This is a genomic window from Lentzea albidocapillata, from assembly GCF_000719115.1.
In the GTDB taxonomy this organism is placed as follows: Bacteria; Actinomycetota; Actinomycetes; order Mycobacteriales; family Pseudonocardiaceae; genus Lentzea; species Lentzea albidocapillata.
Genome location: NZ_JOEA01000039.1, coordinates 12,334 through 29,157, shown reverse-complemented (window position 1 = coordinate 29,157; position 16,824 = coordinate 12,334). Strand labels below are relative to the sequence as shown.

At 68.8% G+C, this 16,824-nt stretch carries 15 protein-coding genes and 2 pseudogenes; 10 read left to right on the top strand and 7 right to left on the bottom strand.

The genetic code is table 11. The features are described 5' to 3' along the window. Positions 1–270: pseudogene (locus IG04_RS47885) on the bottom strand (hypothetical protein); the annotation flags it as partial. Between the two features lie 211 nt (positions 271–481). Beyond that, a complete protein-coding gene (locus IG04_RS0141110) occupies positions 482–1,060 on the bottom strand; it encodes a TetR/AcrR family transcriptional regulator (RefSeq protein ID WP_030482168.1) in 579 nt (192 codons plus the stop codon). Between the two features lie 180 nt (positions 1,061–1,240). On the opposite strand from IG04_RS0141110, the gene IG04_RS0141100 reads away from it, so the two are divergent. After that, the gene (locus IG04_RS0141100) at positions 1,241–1,720 is read left to right on the top strand and encodes a hypothetical protein (RefSeq protein ID WP_030482167.1); all 480 of its coding nucleotides are present in this window, start codon (positions 1,241–1,243) and stop codon (positions 1,718–1,720) included. A gap of 109 nt (positions 1,721–1,829) precedes the next feature. Then, complete coding sequence (locus tag IG04_RS0141095; protein WP_030482166.1) at positions 1,830–2,177, top strand: hypothetical protein; 348 nt, start codon at positions 1,830–1,832, stop codon at positions 2,175–2,177. Between the two features lie 96 nt (positions 2,178–2,273). Here IG04_RS0141095 and IG04_RS49060 read toward each other — a convergent pair whose 3' ends face one another. After that, entirely contained in the window at positions 2,274–2,447 is a 174-nt protein-coding gene (locus tag IG04_RS49060) for a Vmc-like lipoprotein signal peptide domain-containing protein (protein ID WP_420843960.1), read from the bottom strand. Between the two features lie 428 nt (positions 2,448–2,875). Here IG04_RS49060 and IG04_RS0141090 point away from each other — a divergent pair, with 428 nt between their 5' ends. Then, complete coding sequence (locus IG04_RS0141090; RefSeq protein ID WP_245816141.1) at positions 2,876–3,721, top strand: peptidoglycan-binding domain-containing protein; 846 nt, start codon at positions 2,876–2,878, stop codon at positions 3,719–3,721. 174 nt (positions 3,722–3,895) lie between these two features. Here IG04_RS0141090 and IG04_RS0141085 read toward each other — a convergent pair whose 3' ends face one another. After that, on the bottom strand, positions 3,896–5,308 hold the full coding sequence (locus IG04_RS0141085) for a serine/threonine-protein kinase (protein ID WP_030482164.1): 1,413 nt from the start codon (positions 5,306–5,308) through the stop codon (positions 3,896–3,898). Positions 5,309–5,548: 240 nt separating this feature from the next. Here IG04_RS0141085 and IG04_RS0141080 point away from each other — a divergent pair, with 240 nt between their 5' ends. Then, the gene (locus IG04_RS0141080) at positions 5,549–6,067 is read left to right on the top strand and encodes a pyridoxamine 5'-phosphate oxidase family protein (protein ID WP_030482163.1); all 519 of its coding nucleotides are present in this window, start codon (positions 5,549–5,551) and stop codon (positions 6,065–6,067) included. On the opposite strand, the gene IG04_RS46075 is transcribed toward IG04_RS0141080, so the two are convergent. Continuing rightward, positions 6,057–6,227: a helix-turn-helix transcriptional regulator gene (locus IG04_RS46075; RefSeq protein WP_084401170.1), complete on the bottom strand. Its 171-nt coding sequence runs from the start codon at positions 6,225–6,227 to the stop codon at positions 6,057–6,059. The two genes, IG04_RS0141080 and IG04_RS46075, sit on opposite strands and share 11 nt — an antisense overlap. Before the next feature lie 374 nt (positions 6,228–6,601). On the opposite strand from IG04_RS46075, the gene IG04_RS0141070 reads away from it, so the two are divergent. From IG04_RS0141070 to IG04_RS0141040, 6 genes are all read left to right on the top strand, one after another. Next, on the top strand, positions 6,602–6,979 hold the full coding sequence (locus IG04_RS0141070; RefSeq protein ID WP_030482162.1) for a peptidase inhibitor family I36 protein: 378 nt from the start codon (positions 6,602–6,604) through the stop codon (positions 6,977–6,979). Positions 6,980–7,329: 350 nt separating this feature from the next. Next, positions 7,330–10,173, top strand: a complete 2,844-nt coding sequence (locus IG04_RS0141060) for an nSTAND1 domain-containing NTPase (protein WP_051771962.1) — start codon at positions 7,330–7,332, stop codon at positions 10,171–10,173. Between the two features lie 109 nt (positions 10,174–10,282). After that, positions 10,283–10,714 (top strand): hypothetical protein, encoded by a 432-nt coding sequence (locus IG04_RS44685; protein WP_051771959.1) that lies wholly within the window; start codon positions 10,283–10,285, stop codon positions 10,712–10,714. Positions 10,715–10,838: 124 nt separating this feature from the next. Next, positions 10,839–11,213 (top strand): hypothetical protein, encoded by a 375-nt coding sequence (locus IG04_RS0141050; protein ID WP_084401173.1) that lies wholly within the window; start codon positions 10,839–10,841, stop codon positions 11,211–11,213. A 149-nt stretch (positions 11,214–11,362) separates the two neighbouring features. After that, positions 11,363–12,403 carry a TerC/Alx family metal homeostasis membrane protein gene (locus IG04_RS0141045; RefSeq protein ID WP_030482158.1) on the top strand — a complete coding sequence of 347 codons (1,041 nt, stop codon included), beginning with the start codon at positions 11,363–11,365 and terminating at the stop codon, positions 12,401–12,403. 56 nt (positions 12,404–12,459) lie between these two features. Continuing rightward, positions 12,460–13,338, top strand: coding sequence for a universal stress protein (locus tag IG04_RS0141040; protein WP_030482157.1), 879 nt, complete (start codon positions 12,460–12,462; stop codon positions 13,336–13,338). A gap of 31 nt (positions 13,339–13,369) precedes the next feature. On the opposite strand, the gene IG04_RS0141035 is transcribed toward IG04_RS0141040, so the two are convergent. Both IG04_RS0141035 and IG04_RS43465 read right to left on the bottom strand, forming a co-directional pair. Further along, positions 13,370–14,482: an acetate/propionate family kinase gene (locus IG04_RS0141035; RefSeq protein ID WP_036016975.1), complete on the bottom strand. Its 1,113-nt coding sequence runs from the start codon at positions 14,480–14,482 to the stop codon at positions 13,370–13,372. Beyond that, positions 14,479–16,814 (bottom strand): annotated as a pseudogene (locus IG04_RS43465) (phosphoketolase family protein). The gene IG04_RS0141035 and the pseudogene IG04_RS43465 overlap by 4 nt, the downstream one beginning before the upstream one ends. Between the last annotated feature and the right edge of the window lie 10 nt (positions 16,815–16,824).

Here is a 16,824-nt window from a genome sequence, read left to right as displayed (position 1 = left end):
GGGGTTCGAGATGTCGATGATGCGGAACCCGCTGAAGGTGCCCGCGTAGGCGTAGTTCCCTTCGAACGCGAGGTCGGACTGGGTCGCGGCGTCGGCCTTGGGCAGGTTGTCCAACAGGGTCATGTTCGCACTGTGCAGGTCCGGCGCACCACCACCGGTCGGCGGATGGGTTCCGCCGTCTTCCGGGTCGTGCGCGCTGGCCGTCGCTGGGGTCACCAACGCTCCGGCAACGAGAAGAGCGGCGGTGGTCAGCCGCCGTAGTCGGTTCACAGCAGGCCACTCCCTTCGGGGGCAAGGGGCAGCGTGGTGCCGCCCCCTGTAAGGAGTAATCGACGCGAGCCCCAACAGTGTGACCCGAGTCACCCCAATGGCCTACTATCTTGCTTCGAACATTTTCGAGCGCACGACTGATGTTCTTGTTATTCAGATCAACTGGTCGCGCGGTGGTGAAGCACGGCTACGTACAGGGACCGAGACAGGGTCAGCCGACAGGGCGAAGGCCTGCAAGGGTTACGGCAACAAGCCGACGAACAGCGGCTTTGGAAGGCAAGGTGCCGGCCGCTGCAAGTGCGTGAACGCAGTAGGCAGCAAGTTCCGCAGGTGCCACGTCCCCTCTGACCTCGCCCGCCGCCACAGCCTCCGCCAGCAGGTCGCGGATCATGTGACGAACCCGCTCCCGTGCGTGACCGACGTGTTCATCACGGTGCAGGAGCGCCACGAGGTCGGTGTCGACGTGGCCGTGCGCGCCGTGCGAGATGGCAGCGAAGGCTTCGAGGACTGCTTTGAGGCGCTGAGCGGGTCCGACCGCTTGGTCGCGAACCTCGGTCAGATAGGAGAGGTGGTGTGCGATCTGCTCGGCGTGCCAGGCACGCAGGATCGCTTCGACGTCCGGGAAGTACTTGTAGAGCGTCGCGCGCCCAATGCCGGTCTGCTCCGCGATCTGCGACATCGTCACGTTCAGCAGCCCTCGCTCGGCCACCAGTGCCGCAGTGGCGGCGAGGATCGCGTGCCTCACGTCGCGGCGGTGCGTCTCAATCGTCTCGTTCCACAGCTTCGGCACGAGCACACCCTACGGGATCGAGACACTACGTCTTGATAAATACACAGTGTCTCGTAAACTGCCGGACATGGCTGACACACCGCGTTGGGTGAAGATCATGGGCATCGTCATTGCCATGGTGATCGTTCTGTTCCTCGTAGCGCTCGCTCTCCCCATCGAGCACGGACCGGGCCTGCACCGATGAAGCCGCGCCTGCGCAAGCTCGCCCTGACCGCGCACATCGCGTCCTCAGTGGGCTGGTTCGGCGCCGTGCTCACGTTTCTGGCCGTGGCTATCGTCGGGGTGACCACTCAGGACGACGATGTCGTGCGCGCCGCGAACCTGATCGCCGAACCGGTCGTCTGGTTCGTGGTCCTGCCGTTCGCGGTCGCGTCGCTGCTGACCGGACTGGTCTCGTCGCTCGGCTCAGCGTGGGGCCTGTTCCGGCACTACTGGGTGATCTTCAAGCTGGTGCTGAACGTGTTCGCGACCGCGGTGCTGCTCATCTACACGCGAACCGTGGACCAGTTCGCCGCGGTCGCGGCTGATCCGGCTTCCGATCTGGCGCCGCTGCGGTCTCCGACGTTCGTGGTTCATGCCGGTGGAGCGCTCGTGGTGCTCGTCGTGGCGTTGGTGCTCGCGGTCTACAAGCCGCGTGGCGTGACCGGGCTCAGGATCTGAGGGCGGGAAGCAGGGCGCCTCCAGCACGCCGGCTGCATCCTCCGCCTTCAGCTGTCCCGTGTTGACGTCCTCCGCCGCCGCGTGAGCGGAGCCCGTTAGGGTGGCCCGCATGGGCGTCTCCCTCTACTACACGGCTCGCCGCGCGACCCCGCTGACCGACGCCGAGCTCACGGCGGTCGGCCAAGTCGTCGACACCTACAACGCGAACGCGCCGTTCTCCCTGGAAGAAGAGGGGCTGTACCTCTACGACCGGCTGGAATCCGGAACGGTGCTCGACGGGTCGACCAAGCTGCCCACCGCCGATGATCGGGCCGTCCCGTCGCTGGTGCACTGGCTGGCCGGGATCACCGCGCTGCGCAGCGCGGTGCCGGACGCGCACTGGACCTTCACCCTCGACGACTACGAGATCGACTGGGACGACCACACCGGCTACCACCTGCCCGGCCTCGCCGACTGATCCGCGAACGCCGGTCCGGTGGTCGTCCAGCACTGCGGCCGAACGCGGCGATCGCATTGTGCGGTGCCAAAACTCGGTCCGGTGGGTCTGAACCGTCTATCCAGGCTGCCGCAGGTTCGGACGATACTGCGTCGAGCGGCGGACACTACATAGAGAACTCGGGCGCTTCCCTGTCGTATGCGTCGGTGAGCATGACACCGCGACCGCTACGAGCGGCCCGCTCGCCCATGAACCCAGTGCCCGTCCATCCGCCGGCCACAAAGCCCACATAGGACGAGCCCAGCCAGCAGATAGCGCCGAACCTCGCCGTCCTTGACAGGCTTCGCCGCCCTCATTCCCTGCATCGCGACGAACGTCTCGTCTTCCACAAGAGGCTCACGCGCTATCCGCAGCGCTCCCGAACCGCGCCCCGCAGCACGACCTCCAGATCCGTGACCGGTTGTACAACATCCTCTTGCCGGCAGAAGGAACAGCCTCTGCTCATCGCCGTGTCAGAGGTTTGTCAGCGCCATGTCCGAGTCTTGTCCAAAGGATCTCCGCTGCTGATCTGGCGCCTCGTACAGCCGCCACGTCTCCACGGCTCCTACGTCAGCGACGGCCACACCGACCAACGGTGTGGCTGAGCCGCTGACCCCTGGCCGTAGGACATGCACCTCCATGACAGCCGCACGCTTTGACCGAACGGAAAGAAGCACCGCATGAAGACAAAGATGAAGACCCAGGGCGCCGCTACGGCGCTGGCTACCTTCGCGGCGCTGGGCTGCCTGACGGGCAGCGCGACGGCCGTAACCGCCGCCGCGCTGCCCGTCGTCAACATGGAAGCCACCGTCCTGGCCGCCCAGATCGATCCCCGGCGCGCCGACAACACGCTGACCCCGGGCGCCAAGGATTCCGTGCTGGCCGTCGAGCGGGCACTCCAGGCACGCAATCTGCTGGACGCCCGCTGGGTCGACGGCTACTTCGGAACCACGACCATCACGGCGTACGCGGCCTACCAGCGTTCGCTCGGATACACCGGACTGGCCGCGAACGGGCTGCCCGGCGCGAGTTCGCTGACCACGCTCGGGCAGAGCCGGTTCACCGTCTCCCACGTGCTCAAACCAGGCTCGAAGGTTCAGCGTGACGGGTATGTCGTCAACACCCGTACCCAGGCGATGCTCACTGAGACCGAACGTCTGCTGGGGCGTCGCCTCGTGCTGTCGCAGGGCTCCTACAACCCTGGCGGCGACCCGACCTCCGCCGGCACCCACGACGGCGGCGGCGCCGTGGACATCAAGGTCGACGGTATGTCCGCCGACACCCGCACCGCTGTCGCCCGTGCGCTGCGCCAGGTCGGCTTCGCCGCCTGGGTCCGCAGCCCGGCCCAGGGCGACTGGCCGTGGCACATCCACGCTGTAGCGATCAACGACACCGACCAGGCCACCCATGCCCAGAACCAGGTCGGTGACTACTACCTCGGCTTCAACGGCCTCGCCAACCACCGCCCCGACGACGGGCCCCGGATCCCGATCCGGACGTGGGAGGACTACCAGCGCACGCACTGATCAGAAGCCCAGACACCACCCCGATCATTTGGTCATCGACGGCCTGCGCCGGCGGCGGCACCACACCCGCCGCCGCGCTCCGCCTCACGATGCGGGGCCTGCGCGACGAGTTCCCGAGTCCGCTACCGCACCGGCGACGGGCACACCGTCTCGAACTCTGGCTTCACCTGCTCTCTAGTTGCCGCCCTTGCCTTTCTTGTCGTCCTTCTCGCCGTCGTCGTCCTTCTTGTCGCGGTTCTCGTTCTTGCCGTTGATACGTTCGGACGTCAGGACCTGATCTGAGTCGATGAGCACCCTGCTGCCGTCGATCATCAGGTGCAGTTGTCGTGTCTCCCGAAGCCGTCCACGGCTCTCGGCGGTGTATTCCACGCCGATGGTCACGGTGTCGGTGTCGGTGGCTTGTGGTGCGGCGGTGACGACGAGGTCCTTGACGTCCTTCCACGCCTTCTCGTACTGCTCTCTCCCCTGTGCCTGCATCGCCGGGCTCAGCCGTGTCCACGCCTCGTCGGTGCGGTCGGGAAGCAGGGCGTAATAGCCGGCGACAGACTGCTGCAACTGCGCTGCGGCGACGGCGCTGGTCGTGGGCGCGGGTGGCTGGTCGGCGACCTGGCGGGAAGAGGTCAACAGTGGGTACAGGAGCACGGTGAGCACGACGGCTGCGATCGCGGCCGCAGCGATCGGCAGTGCCGAACGCGGACGGCGAGATGCCGGAGCCGGTGGATCTGCGAGCGGGCGCAGGTCCAGGCGGGTCGGGGCCGGTGCGGGGCGACCGACCGCAACCGCGTGCAGGTTCTCGGCCGCTTGAGCCATCGTGGGACGCGCCGCGGGATCGGCTCGCATCATGTGCAGCACCACGTCGGTGATCGGGCCGTGGGACGCGGGCGGAATCATCTGCCCGCCGGCGACGGCGTGCAGCAGCGCGATGGCGTTGTCACCATCGCCGAACGGTGCACGCCCTTCCACCGCCGTGTAGAGAGTGGCACCGAGGGAGAACACGTCGCTGGCGGCACTGGGCTCGTGCCCCCGCGCTACCTCCGGCGCCAGAAAGGCCGGTGTCCCGACCAGCAGGCCGGTGGCGGTGATGGTGGTGTCGCCGCGGGCGCGGGCGATGCCGAAGTCGGTGATCTTCGCCGCGCCGGTGTCGGTCATCAGGATGTTGGCGGGCTTGACGTCGCGGTGCACGATGCCCGCCTCGTGAGCAACGGCCAGCGCGGCGGCGACCTGGCCCCCGACCTGAGCGGCCTGCACGGCGGGCAGAGGTCCGCGGGCCGCGATGAGCTCGGCGAGACTGCTCGCCCGCACGTACTCCATCACCAGGACCGGCCGGCCGCCGTCCTCGACGACATCGTGCACGGTGACCGCCCCCGGATGCTGCAGCCGGGCCGCGATCCGAGCTTCCCGCACCGCACGCTGCCGGGCCCGCTCGGCTTCCTCAGTGGACAGTCCCGGCGGCAGCAGGAGGTGCTTGAGCGCCACGACCCGGTCGAGACGTTCGTCGAACGCCTGCCACACCACACCCATGCCGCCGGCGCCGATCCGTCGTTGGAGCCGGTAACGCCCCGCGATCAGATCGCCCTGCTCAGTCATCAGCGCCTCCTCTGATCGCAGTTGGTCGCTGGAGCTTAGGTGCCACCACGACATCCTTGCGCTCGACACCGTACGACGAACGGCCAGCGTGTCGAGGCAGCCGACCAGCACCGTGTGACGCCACAGCCGCCGCTGCGGTTGACGGTCCTGTTCAGCGACGCAGACTCCGAGCGAGAGCGACCGCAGGGAAAGTCCTGACGCGCCCTGTCGAAATCGGGCGGGCCCGTTCGACGCACTTGCATGACGCAGCCGACGAACACCCGCAACCTCGACAACTACGGCCACGCGGCGCTGGAGTGGAGCCGGGCCCACGATCTCCTCGCCACGCAATGGCGCACCATCGACGTGACGTTCTTCCTCGCCACCGTGCGCCCTGACGGCCGCCCGCACTCCACCGGTGTCGGCGCACAGTGGCTGGACGACACGCTGTACTTCGTGAGCGGACCGAACACCCGCAAGTCGCGCAACCTGGCGCACAACCCCGCGTGCAGCGTCTCCGTCCGGCTGACGGGCATCGACGTCACGCTGGAAGGCGAGGCGCACCGGGTCACCGATCCGTCCATTCTGGAACGCGTCGCCGCGGGGTACCGCGACTCAGGCTGGCCGGCCGAGGTCGAGGGCGAGGGCTTCACCGCACCGTTCAACGCGCCCAGCGCCGGTCCTGGGCCGTGGTGGGTCTACCGGCTCACCATCCACACCGCCGTCGGTCTCGCCACCGCCGCACCGGACGGCGCCACGGCGTGGGACTTCAGCCGGTGATGGCGGCCAGCCTGGCGCGGAGCTGCGGGTTGCGTCGCTTGCCCAGCTCGATGCCCCTGATCGTGCGCACCGAGACGCCGGAGCACTCGGCAAGCGCTTCCTGGGTGAGTCCTGCCCGCTTCCGATGCCTCCGCAACACTGCCGCAAAGTCTTCCCCCATGAGGGAGATTCATACCGCATGCGAACGTGCCCCGGCGGCCCTCCTGGGGAAGCACCGCCGGGGCACGAGCAACTCACGTCAAACCTGAACGCCCCCGGCCAAGTTGACCTTCGCACCACGGTCGCACCACACCGGGGAATCCTGCCCCTTCGGAACAGCGGGGCCGGTGTGGCCGCTGATCATCGTGGTGCGCCGGGAATCCGCGGAACAGGTCGTGCACCGGCAACCTGTGACCGGTTCAGCTCGACGAGTAGCGGACAGAACTTCTGGCGACCTGCTCAGGCGGCCACAGGTTGCCGGTTCGTGTCCTGTCGCCCGTGCGCGGTCCTCTGCAACATGGTGTTCGCAACGAACAACCGTTGAGGGGAACAGGAATGGTGTTCGGCATCAAGAAAGTACTCGCGGGCCTCGCGGTGGCCTTCACCGCCATGACCGCGCTCTCCGGGGGAACCGCGCAGGCGGGCGCAATCGGCATCGCCGCCTACTCGGACTGCCCGCCGTCGCACATGTGCGGGTTCGAGCACGAGAAGGGCGGCGGCCGGCACGTGGCGCTCCAGCAGCGGATTCCCGACCTGAGGCAGTTCAACATCGACAACCAGGTCACCTCCGGCTGGAACCGCAGCGGCGTCCCGTTCTGCTGGTTCACCGAGCCCAACTTCCAGGGCGCGCGTTACCAGTCCGAGAGCGGCAGCTGGGGCTACTTCCCGCACAACGACGCGTACAGCTCCGTGTGGCGCGGTACCTGCCGATGAGCTGACACCCCTGGTCCGGTTCGTGCCGGACCAGGGGCAGCGCTACTCACCCGCATGTGTGTCCACAGTGACCTTGAGTTCACCCTCGACCCGGTTGGACCCGTTGAACAGCTTGAACGTCGGCACAGAGGGGACGCCGTGATGGACGCCTCGACCTACGACATCGGCCACATAGGACGACCCGCGTTGCTGAGCGCATTGAACCGCGCGGGGGAGAGCGCGCGCCTGTTCGGCCGCTGACGTCCCGCAGATGCATTGGTGACCCTGTGCTTTAGTGGCGCGGACGTGGCGACGTTCATCGAGGCCTGCAACCGTGGCGCGCGGCCGCCCCGTCGAGGGGATGATCGACCGTGCCGCGGGGTGAACGTGAACTGGTCCGTGATGGCTCGTCGCTCGTGGATTTCGCCGCCGACCTGAGACTGCTGCGCACGAAAGCAGGCACTCCGTCCTACCGCGCCATGGGCGGCGCCGCCCACTACTCGGCGACCACGCTGTCGGACGCTGCGAGCGGGCGGAAGCTGCCCAGCCTTGCGGTCGCGCTGGCGTTCGTGCGGGTCTGCGACGGCGACGAGGCCGAGTGGGAACAGCGCTGGCACGCGATCGCGGCCGAGCTCAACGAGAACTGCGCGATGACGTCCGCCGCCGAGGACGTCAGCGGCGCGCCGTACGTGGGATTGCGCGCGTTCGGCCCGGACGACGCGCACTTGTTCTTCGGGCGCGAGCGGCTGGTGGCCGAGATCGTCGGCAAGCCGCAACGGCTGGTGCTGCTGTTCGGCGCGTCCGGGTCGGGCAAGTCGTCGGTGCTGCGCGCGGGCGTGATCCCTTCCCTCAACGCCGAGGGGAAGACCACGCTGCTGTTCACCCCTGGGCCGCATCCGATCGAACGGTGCTCGGTCCTGCTCGCGTCGAAACTCGGCGTGACCGCGGGTGCGGTGATGGACGAGTGGCGCGACGACCGAGGGTTGCACCGGCTCGTGTCGCAGGTGTCGACCGGCGAGGAGATCGTCCTCGTCGTCGACCAGTTCGAGGAGGTCTTCACGCTCTGCGACGACGAGGACGAGCGTGCCAGGTTCATCACCGCGCTCGCCGTCGCGGCGAACGCGCCGGACGGCCGGTGCCGCGTCCTGCTCGGTCTGCGGTCGGACTTCTTCGCGCACTGCTCCGCCCATCCGGCGCTGCTCGACGCCCTGCCGGACGGGCAGGTCGTCGCCGGGCCGATGAACGCGGAGGAACTGCGCCGGGTCATCGTGGCGCCTGCCGGACAGATGAACTGCGTCGTGGAAGGCCCGCTGGTGGCGGACCTGATCACCCAGGCGCACGGCAGGCCCGGGGTGCTGCCGCTGCTGTCGCACGTGCTGCTCGAGGTGTGGGCCCGCCGCAGCGGCACCCGGCTCTCGGTCACCGGGTTCCAGCAGGCAGGTGGGCTCGACGGCGCGTTGAGCCGCACCGCGGAAGACGTGTTCTCCGGCCTGGACGAGGCACAGCGGAAGCTGGCCAGGACATTGTTCGGCAGGCTGGTCGCGCTGGGTCAGGGCACCGAGGACACGAAACGACGGCTGGACGTCGGCGAGCTCGGCGACGCTCCCGGTCTCGCGGCCGTGCTCGAAGCGTTCACCGCGGCGCGGCTGCTGGCCAGGGACGGGAACGGGGTCGAGATCGCGCACGAAGCGTTGATCCGGGCGTGGCCACGTCTGCACGGCTGGTTGCACGAGGACCGCGAAAGCCTCCGCCTGCACCGCCGGCTCACCGTCGCAACGGACGCGTGGGAGTCGGAAGGCAAGGACAGCAGCGCCCTGTACCGGGGCACGCGCCTCGCGATGACGGTCGAGTGGGCGGCGGGCAACGACGACGCGCTGGCACCGCGTGAGCGCTCCTTCCTCGAAGCCAGCCGGTCCGCCGAGATCGCCGGCAGCCGCAGGCTCCGCCGCCTCGTCGTACTGCTCAGCGTGGTGTCCCTGCTGGCCGTCACGTCCACGTTCGTCGCCGCGTCCGCGCAGCGAAGGGCCGCCGACCAGCGCAACGCCGTCCGGGCCCAGGTCGTGGCGGGTGAAGCCGCTGCCCTGTACCCGTCCAACCCGCAGCTGGCCGTTCAGCTCGCCCTGGCCGCGCACCGCCTGGCGCCTTCCGGTCACACCCGCGACGGTCTGCTCAGCACCCTGCCGCTCTCGGTGGTCCGGCAGGACGACGAGATCCTCGCGGTCGCCCTGAGCCCGGACGGTCAGACCATGGCGACGGGCAGCGACGACAGCACCGCACGTCTGTGGAACGTCACCGACCCGCGAAAGCCTCTGGAGATCGCCACGCTCAGCGGCCACACCGAGCCGATCTACACAGTGGCGTTCAGCCCAGACGGAGGCACTCTGGCGACGGCGGGTTTCGACCGCGGCGTGCAGTTGTGGAACATCACCGATCTCCGGAACCCGGTGCAGATCGCCGTCCTCACCGGCCACACCGAGAACGTCCACGCGGTCGAGTTCAGCCCGGACGGCCGCACCCTGGCCTCGGCCGGGTGGGATCGCGCGGTGCGGCTGTGGGACGTCACGAACCCACGCCAGCACACCGAAGCCGCCGTGATCGACGGGTTCGCCGGCGTGCTCTACGACGTCCGGTTCAGCCCCGACGGCCGGACCCTGGCCGTGGCCGGCGACAAGTCGGCCATCCGGCTGTTCGACGTCATGGACCCCCGGCGGCCCGTGACGCTCTCCACCATCGAGGGCCACGACGGCGCGGTCTACGAGGCGGCGTTCAGCCCGGACGGCCACGTCCTGGCCTCGGCCGGCGACGATCTCACCGCACAGCTGTGGGACGTCTCGGACCCTCGCAGACCGACGGCGCTCGCCACCCTCAACGGCCACGGCGACAACGTCTACACGGTGGCGTTCAGCCGGGACGGACACACCTTGGCCACCGCCGGCGACGACCGCACCGCACGCCTGTGGAACGTGACCGATCCCCGCCGCGTGACCGGACCGGTCATCCTCTCCGGCCACACGGACGCGGTGGAAGTCGTGGTCTTCAGCCCCGACGGACGCACGGTGATCAGCGGAGGCTGGGACAACACGGTCCGGCTGCTCGACACTGACGCCGAACGGACCGTCGCCCACGCCTGCGACACCGTCACGACCGTGATCACCGAGGCCGAGTGGGACCGCTACTTCCCGGGCCTGCGCTACCAGCCACCGTGCGCGGGCTGACCCGGTTGTCAGGTCGTTGTTGTCAGGCGGCGGCGCGCCCGGCGCCTGACAACCCGGACGGCGTAGACCTGGTGAGCCAGATGCCGATCAGCGAAGGAGAACATCGGCCGTGCTCAAGAACCTCACCCGCCGTGCCACGCGACAGGGCGTCCAGGCGGCCGTCGCCGTAGCGGCGATCGTGGCGACGGTCTTCGTCGCCCCGTCCGCGCACGCGGCGGACCCCAGCACCAAGTTCAGGCTCGAGTACGGAGCCAGCTACGCCTACGGCACCCTGCGGTGGCACCAACGTTCGGTCGACGTCGACGTGACGCTCAATGCCAGCTACTGCCGCCAACTGGAGGCCTATCCCTTCGACAGGAACGGCGTCGGGCACCCGATGGGCGAGACGCCGGGGGTGTGCAACGGAATAGTCAGCGGCACCATCAACCTGCCCGTCAACGTTCCAGGCGGCGCCGCCATCGTCCGGCTCGACCTCATCGACGAGAAGGGGAAGCTGCTGGTCAGCAAGCCCTGCCGCCCCAGCGCCGACTGCGACAGGTAGCCGTGGCCGACGAACTCGGGTGATTCATCCCTTCGCGATCGGTTTCACCCGCACCCCAAGAAGAGGTTGGGTACTCGTAGTGATCAAGCAGTCAGCACGGCCTCGTTCGAAGACAGCAGCCGTCGTGACCGCGGTGGCGGCCGCCGCGCTCCTCGCGCCGGCCCCGGCCGCCACCGCGGCACCGTCCGTCCAGCCGACCGCCCACGGTCAGCTCTCGGTCAATTCGATAATCATCGAAAAGCCCAGGTACCACTACTACGCGCGTTCCGCCATGGTCGAGGGAACTCTGGACACGAACGAATGCGTGCGTGTGTACGCCGCCACGTACGCGGGCCCCACGCGCAGGCTTGATTACCGGAGCACGAGCCTGAAGTGCGACGTCAAAGTGCAGTTCAAGCTCGAACTCAAGGCGGACGTTCGTGGCGGAGCCGACCGGATCCTCCTCGAGGTGCGAGACAGCGCAGGGAACGTCCGCGTCAGCACCTGGAACCACCGCTGAGGGCTCGTATGCGGTCGGTGGCCACCCTGGCCAGGTGACCACGGACAAAGTCGGCTGGGCCGCCCCGCCTTCTCGTGTGTGGTCAACACCGTGTCACTGGGTACCCGTGAGCGGCCGGAGCGCATGCTCCGGCGGCTCACGGAGGTGACATGAGCGCTCAGCTCGACATCAGCCTGCTGACCTGGTCGCTGACGATCGGTCTTGTCATGGCGCTGCTCGCGGTGGATCTGATCGTGGCGGCGAAGCGCCCTCACCATGTCGGGATCGGTGAGGCGACCGCATGGTCGGTGGGTTACGTCGCGATCGCCGTCGGGTTCGGCGTCTGGTTCACGTTGCACTACGGCGGTGGGCCGGGCACCGAGTACTTCGTGGGTTATCTGGTCGAGAAGAGCCTCTCGGTGGACAACCTGTTCGTGTTCGTGATCATCATGACGACCTTCGCGGTGCCCGACCAGCACCGGCACAAGGTGCTGACGTTCGGCATCGTGCTGGCACTGCTGATGCGAGCGGTCTTCATCGCGCTCGGCGCCACGCTGCTGTCGCTGTTCTCCTTCATGTTCCTGCTGTTCGGCCTGCTGCTGATCTTCACGGCGGTGCAGTTGTTCCGGCACCGGGACGAGGACCCCGACATCGAGGACAACGTGGTGGTCAAGACCTCGCGCCGGGTGCTGCCCGTGACAGACGACTACGCGGGTGGTGACCTGTTCACCCGTGAGGGTGGCAGGCGGATGGTGACGCCGCTGTTCCTGGTGCTGGTGGCGATCGGGACGATCGACCTGCTCTTCGCGCTCGACTCCATCCCGGCGGTCTTCGGCATCACCTCCCAGCCCTACGTCGTCTTCGCCGTCAACGCCTTCGCCCTGCTGGGCCTGCGCGCGTTGTTCTTCCTCGTCCAGGGCCTGCTGGACCGCTTGGTGTACCTGTCCGTCGGGCTGTCGCTGATCCTTGCGTTCATCGGGGTGAAGTTGATCCTGCAGTGGGCGCACGAAGACATCGACGAGAGCGTGCCCGAGATCCCCACGCTGCTCAGTCTCGCGGTGATCGTCGTGGTGCTCGCGATCGTGACGGTGGCCAGCCTGGTCAAGACGAAGCGAGACCCGTCCGCCAAGGCCCACTCCGGCTCACTGCGAGCACGGCGTACTGCCGCGGCGAATCGGGAGCAACGCCGCACAGCAGACCGCAGGAAGTGACCACAGCCGCGGGTCTTCCGGAAACGTCCGCGGCGACACTCTGGAGGTGACACGAGATGACCGAGATCGTGGTGGGTTTCGACGGATCCGCAGCCGCACGCTCGGCCGCGCTGTGGGCCGCGAAGGAAGCAGCGAGCCGCCACTGCGAACTGCTGCTCGTGCACGTGGTCCGCGGTCCGGTCCCGGAACTCGTCTACACGCCCCTGTCCACGCCGTTGCCCACGGCGCTGAGCGAGGAGGCCGTGCGCGCGCACGCCGAGAACGAACTGACCAACCTCGCCGCCGAGTGCGTTCGCCTGTCGCCGGGCCTCGGCACCACGACCCGCGTCGAGTACGGCCACCCCGCCGACGTGCTGGACGACCTCGCCCGCGACGCGGAAATGCTGGTCGTCGGCTCGTCAGGCAGGTCAGGGGTGAACCGCGCCCTGCTCGGATCCACTGCCGCCGACCTCGCCGGCCACCACAAACGTCCGATTGTGGTGGTGCGCGAGGCGAAGGCGGGCGAAGGCCCCGTCGTGGTCGGGGTCGACGGGTCCGACACCAGCGCGGCAGCCATCGACTTCGCCTTCGACTTCGCACAGCGCCACGATCGCGACCTGATCGCCGTCCACGCATGGTCCGACATGCCGATCGAAGCACTCGCACCGCTCGAGGACTGGGGCTACAACTGGGATCAGGTTCGCACCGAGTCCGAAGCGGTGATCGCGCGCTGCGTGGCCGGACACCAGGAGACCCATCCAGACGTCCGCGTAAAGCACCACGTGTCGTTCCACGGACCCGCGCAGGCACTGCTCGAGGTCGCCGACGACGCGGGGCTTCTCGTAGTCGGCAGCCACGGCCGTGGAGTCATCAGGCGAGCACTGCTCGGTTCAGTCAGCCACGCCGTGCTGTACCACGCCCCGTGCCCGGTGGCCGTCGTCCGCCGGAAAAGCTGACAACGCCGGGCCTCTGGATCAACGAACGACCTCAGCTCCGAGCCTCATCGGACTGGACCGTGGCAAGGGTTTCGCGGCAGAGCTGCAGTTCTTCCCGCGGCCGCACGACGAGCACCGGCACCGCGGCGCCGGGCGGGCTGACCGGTCCGTCGCCGCCGGGATCGATGACCACCAGGTCACGGCGAACGCCCAGCAGGGACAGCCCGGCCGTGACGTCGGCACGGACCTCGGGCTGGTCCCAGCCGATCTCACCGGTGAACACCAGGGCGTCGAGCCGGTCGAGCGAGGTCGCCGCGGCGGCGAGTTCGCGCCTGACACGGTGAGTGAACACCCGCAGTGCCAGGGCCGCTTCCCCGTCGCCCGCGCCGACCAGGTCGCGGGTGTCGCCGGAACGGCCTCCGGACAGGCCGAGCAGGCCGGACTCGTGGTTGAGCACGTGTTCCAGGACGTCGAGGTCGATCCCGTCCCGGCGCAACAGCCAGAGCAGCATCCCGGGATCGATGCTGCCCGAGCGCTTGGACATCGGCACGCCCTCGAGTGGTGTGAATCCCATCGAGGTGTCGACGCTGCGGCCGTTGCGCACGGCTGTCACCGAACAACCGCCACCCAGGTGCGTCATCAGCAGGTCGAGGTCCGCTGCGGGCCGGTTCAGGAGTTCCGCCGTCCGGTTCAGCGCCCAGGCGTAGGACAGACCGTGGAAACCGTAACGGCGCAGGCCGTAGCGGCGCCGCCATTCGGCTGGGAGCGCGTAGGTCGTGGCGATCTCCGGCAGGTCCGCGTGGAACGCGGTGTCCGGGCACAACACGTGAGGGATTTCGGGCAACCGGTCGCGAAGCACACCGAGCAGGACCAGGGCGGGCGGTACGTGCAGCGGCGCCAGTTCCTCGGCGCGGCGGGCGGCGGCCAGGGTCTCCTCGTCCACCACCGCCGGTGCGCGCAGGTCCGGTCCCCCATGGACCAGGCGGTGTCCCGCGGCGGTGACGTCGCCCGCTTTCTCCAGCAGATCGTCCAACGCCTCGCGCGCCTCGGCGGAGTCCGGTGGTTGCTCGACCTCCGCCCTGGCGATCACCTCTTCCGCGTCCGCGTCGACCAGGTGCGCCTTCAGGCTGTTGGAGCCGGCGTTGACGGTGAGAACGGCGGTCATGCCGACCACCGCCAGCCGGTGATCTCCTCCGGATCCTCGCCTTGCTCGTGCGCGGCGGCACGCATCTCGTCACGCTCGGAGATCAGGCGTCCGGCCAGTTCCGGACGGCCGGCCCGGCGCGCTGCGTCGGCGGCGAGGTCGTAGCGGCTCATCTGGTTGCTCACGAGCAGGTCGAACGGCGTAGTCGTCGTGCCCTCCTCCAGGTAGCCGTGAACGTGGAACCGTTCGGTTTCCGGTCGTCCGTGCAGCACCTCGTGCACTGCGGACGGATACCCGTGGAAGCCGAACACGACCGGCACTGTCGTAGATCCGAAACAATCGGTGAAGTCCTCTTCGGACAGACCGTGCGGATGCCGGTCCGCAGGGGCGAGGGACAGCAGATCCACCACGTTCACGACGCGCACGGTCAGGTCGGGGGCGCGGTCGCGGAGCATCGACGTCGCGGCCAGCACCTCGACGGTCGGGATGCCACCCGCGCAGGCCAGCACGACGCCGGGCTCCCCGTCGCCGTGACAGGCCCAGTCCCAGACACCCGCGCCCGCCTCGCAGTGCCGTTCGGCGGCGTCGAGGTCCAGCCACTGCGAGCCCTCGTTCTTGCCCGCGATCACGAGGTTGATGCGGTCGGTCGAGGTCAGGCAGCGGCGCAGCGTGACGAGCAGGGTGTTGGCGTCCGGCGGCAGGTAGATCCGCGCGGTGGACGCCTTCTTCGTGAGCAGGTTGTTCAGGAATCCGGGGCCCTGGTGGCTGTAGCCGTTGTGCTCCTGCCGCCAGCCCTCGCTGGTGAGCAGGTAGTTCAGGCTGGCCACCGGCTCGCGCCAGAGCACCTCGCCGGACATCTTGAGGAACTTGGCGTACTGGTTGAGCATGCTGTCCGCGATCGAGGCGAACGCCTCGTAGCAGGGGAACAGGCCGTGCCGCCCGGTCAGCAGGTACCCCTGCAGCCAGCCCTGGCACAGGTGCTCGGACAGCACCTCCATCACCCGGCCACCCGGCGCCACGTGCTCGGCGGTCTCCGGCAGCGGCCAGGCGAACGTGCGGTCGGTCGCGTCCAGCAGCGCGCCGAGCTTGTTCGACTCCAGTTCGTCGGGACACATCACGCGGAAGTCGCGGCGGTCCTCGGTCGCCCGCATCAGCTCGGCCAGCCACTCCCCCGCCGTGCCGGTCGGGCTCGCGGACGCGGCACCCGGTGCGGGTACCTCCACCGCGAACCTGGCCACCTCGGGCAGCGGCAGGTCACGACGCAGCGCGCCACCGTTGGCCTCAGGTACCCGGCCGAGTCGCAGATCCTCGGGCGGCAGTTCGGCGAGCAGGTCGTCGTGCGGGCGGCCGTCGGCGCCGAACAGGTCCTCTGGACGGTACGACCGCAACCACTGTTCCAGCAGAGCGAACTCCGCGTCGTCGGAGTGCACATCGTTCAGCGGCACCTGGTGCGCGCGGAACGTGCCCTCCAACGGCCGGCCCGCGACGTCGCTTTCCGGCACGCCCCACCCCTTCGGCGACCGCAGCACGATCATGGGCCACACCGCGCGCTCGCCAGGCTGCCACCGTTCGCGCACCGCCACGATCTCCCGGTGCGCCAGGTCGAGCGTCTCGGCCAGCAGCGCGTCCGGGTCCTCCGCTCGGGTGACGTCGACCAGGTACGGCGACCAGCCGGCACCGCTGAAGTACGCGGTCAGCTCCTCGTCGCTCATGCAGCCGTAGACGGTGGGCGAGGAGATCTTGTAGCCGTTGAGGTGCAGCACCGGCAGCACAGCGCCGTCCGTGTCCGGGCTGAGGTACTTGTTCGCATGCCACGACCCCGCGGTGGGCCCTGTCTCGGCTTCACCGTCACCGACCAGGCAGGCGACGAGCAGGTCCGGCTTGTCCAGGGCAGCGCCGAACGCGGTGGCGAGCGCGTAACCCAGCTCGCCTCCCTCGTGGACGACTCCGGGCACCTCGGGCGACAGGTGGCTGGGGAACCCGCCTGGCCAGGAGAACCGGCGCACCAGCTCGGCCAGCCCTCCTCGTCCAGGCCCAGAGCCGGTTCCAGCGCGGCGTGCGTGCCCTCCAGCCACAGGTTCGCGTGCACCGCCGGAGCACCGTGGCCGGGACCGGTGACCAGCAACGTGCGCTGCCCCGTCCGCCGCACCAGGCCGTTGAGGCCGCTGTAGAGCAACGTGATGCCCGGACAGGTCCCCCAGTGGCCCAGCAGTCGTGGCTTCAGGTCCTCGCGGCGCAGCGGCTCGCGCAGCAGCACGTTGTCCTTCAGGTAGATCATCGCCGCGGCCGCGTAGTCGCAGGCGCGACGGTAGCGGCGGGCGGCCTCGGTGTCGCGGATCTGCGTGGTCGTCATGCGCCTGGAC

Bases quoted from the DNA above. Each gene is read 5' to 3' on its own strand.
- IG04_RS0141045 (WP_030482158.1), top strand. From the start codon at position 11,363: ATGAGCGCTCAGCTCGACATCAGCCTGCTGACCTGGTCGCTGACGATC.
- IG04_RS0141085 (WP_030482164.1), bottom strand. From the start codon at position 5,308: ATGACTGAGCAGGGCGATCTGATCGCGGGGCGTTACCGGCTCCAACGA.
- IG04_RS0141040 (WP_030482157.1), top strand. From the start codon at position 12,460: ATGACCGAGATCGTGGTGGGTTTCGACGGATCCGCAGCCGCACGCTCG.
- IG04_RS0141070 (WP_030482162.1), top strand. From the start codon at position 6,602: ATGGTGTTCGGCATCAAGAAAGTACTCGCGGGCCTCGCGGTGGCCTTC.
- IG04_RS0141100 (WP_030482167.1), top strand. From the start codon at position 1,241: ATGAAGCCGCGCCTGCGCAAGCTCGCCCTGACCGCGCACATCGCGTCC.
- IG04_RS46075 (WP_084401170.1), bottom strand. From the start codon at position 6,227: ATGGGGGAAGACTTTGCGGCAGTGTTGCGGAGGCATCGGAAGCGGGCA.
- IG04_RS0141095 (WP_030482166.1), top strand. From the start codon at position 1,830: ATGGGCGTCTCCCTCTACTACACGGCTCGCCGCGCGACCCCGCTGACC.
- IG04_RS0141080 (WP_030482163.1), top strand. From the start codon at position 5,549: ATGACGCAGCCGACGAACACCCGCAACCTCGACAACTACGGCCACGCG.
- IG04_RS0141035 (WP_036016975.1), bottom strand. From the start codon at position 14,482: ATGACCGCCGTTCTCACCGTCAACGCCGGCTCCAACAGCCTGAAGGCG.
- IG04_RS0141090 (WP_245816141.1), top strand. From the start codon at position 2,876: ATGAAGACAAAGATGAAGACCCAGGGCGCCGCTACGGCGCTGGCTACC.
- IG04_RS49060 (WP_420843960.1), bottom strand. From the start codon at position 2,447: ATGTGGGCTTTGTGGCCGGCGGATGGACGGGCACTGGGTTCATGGGCG.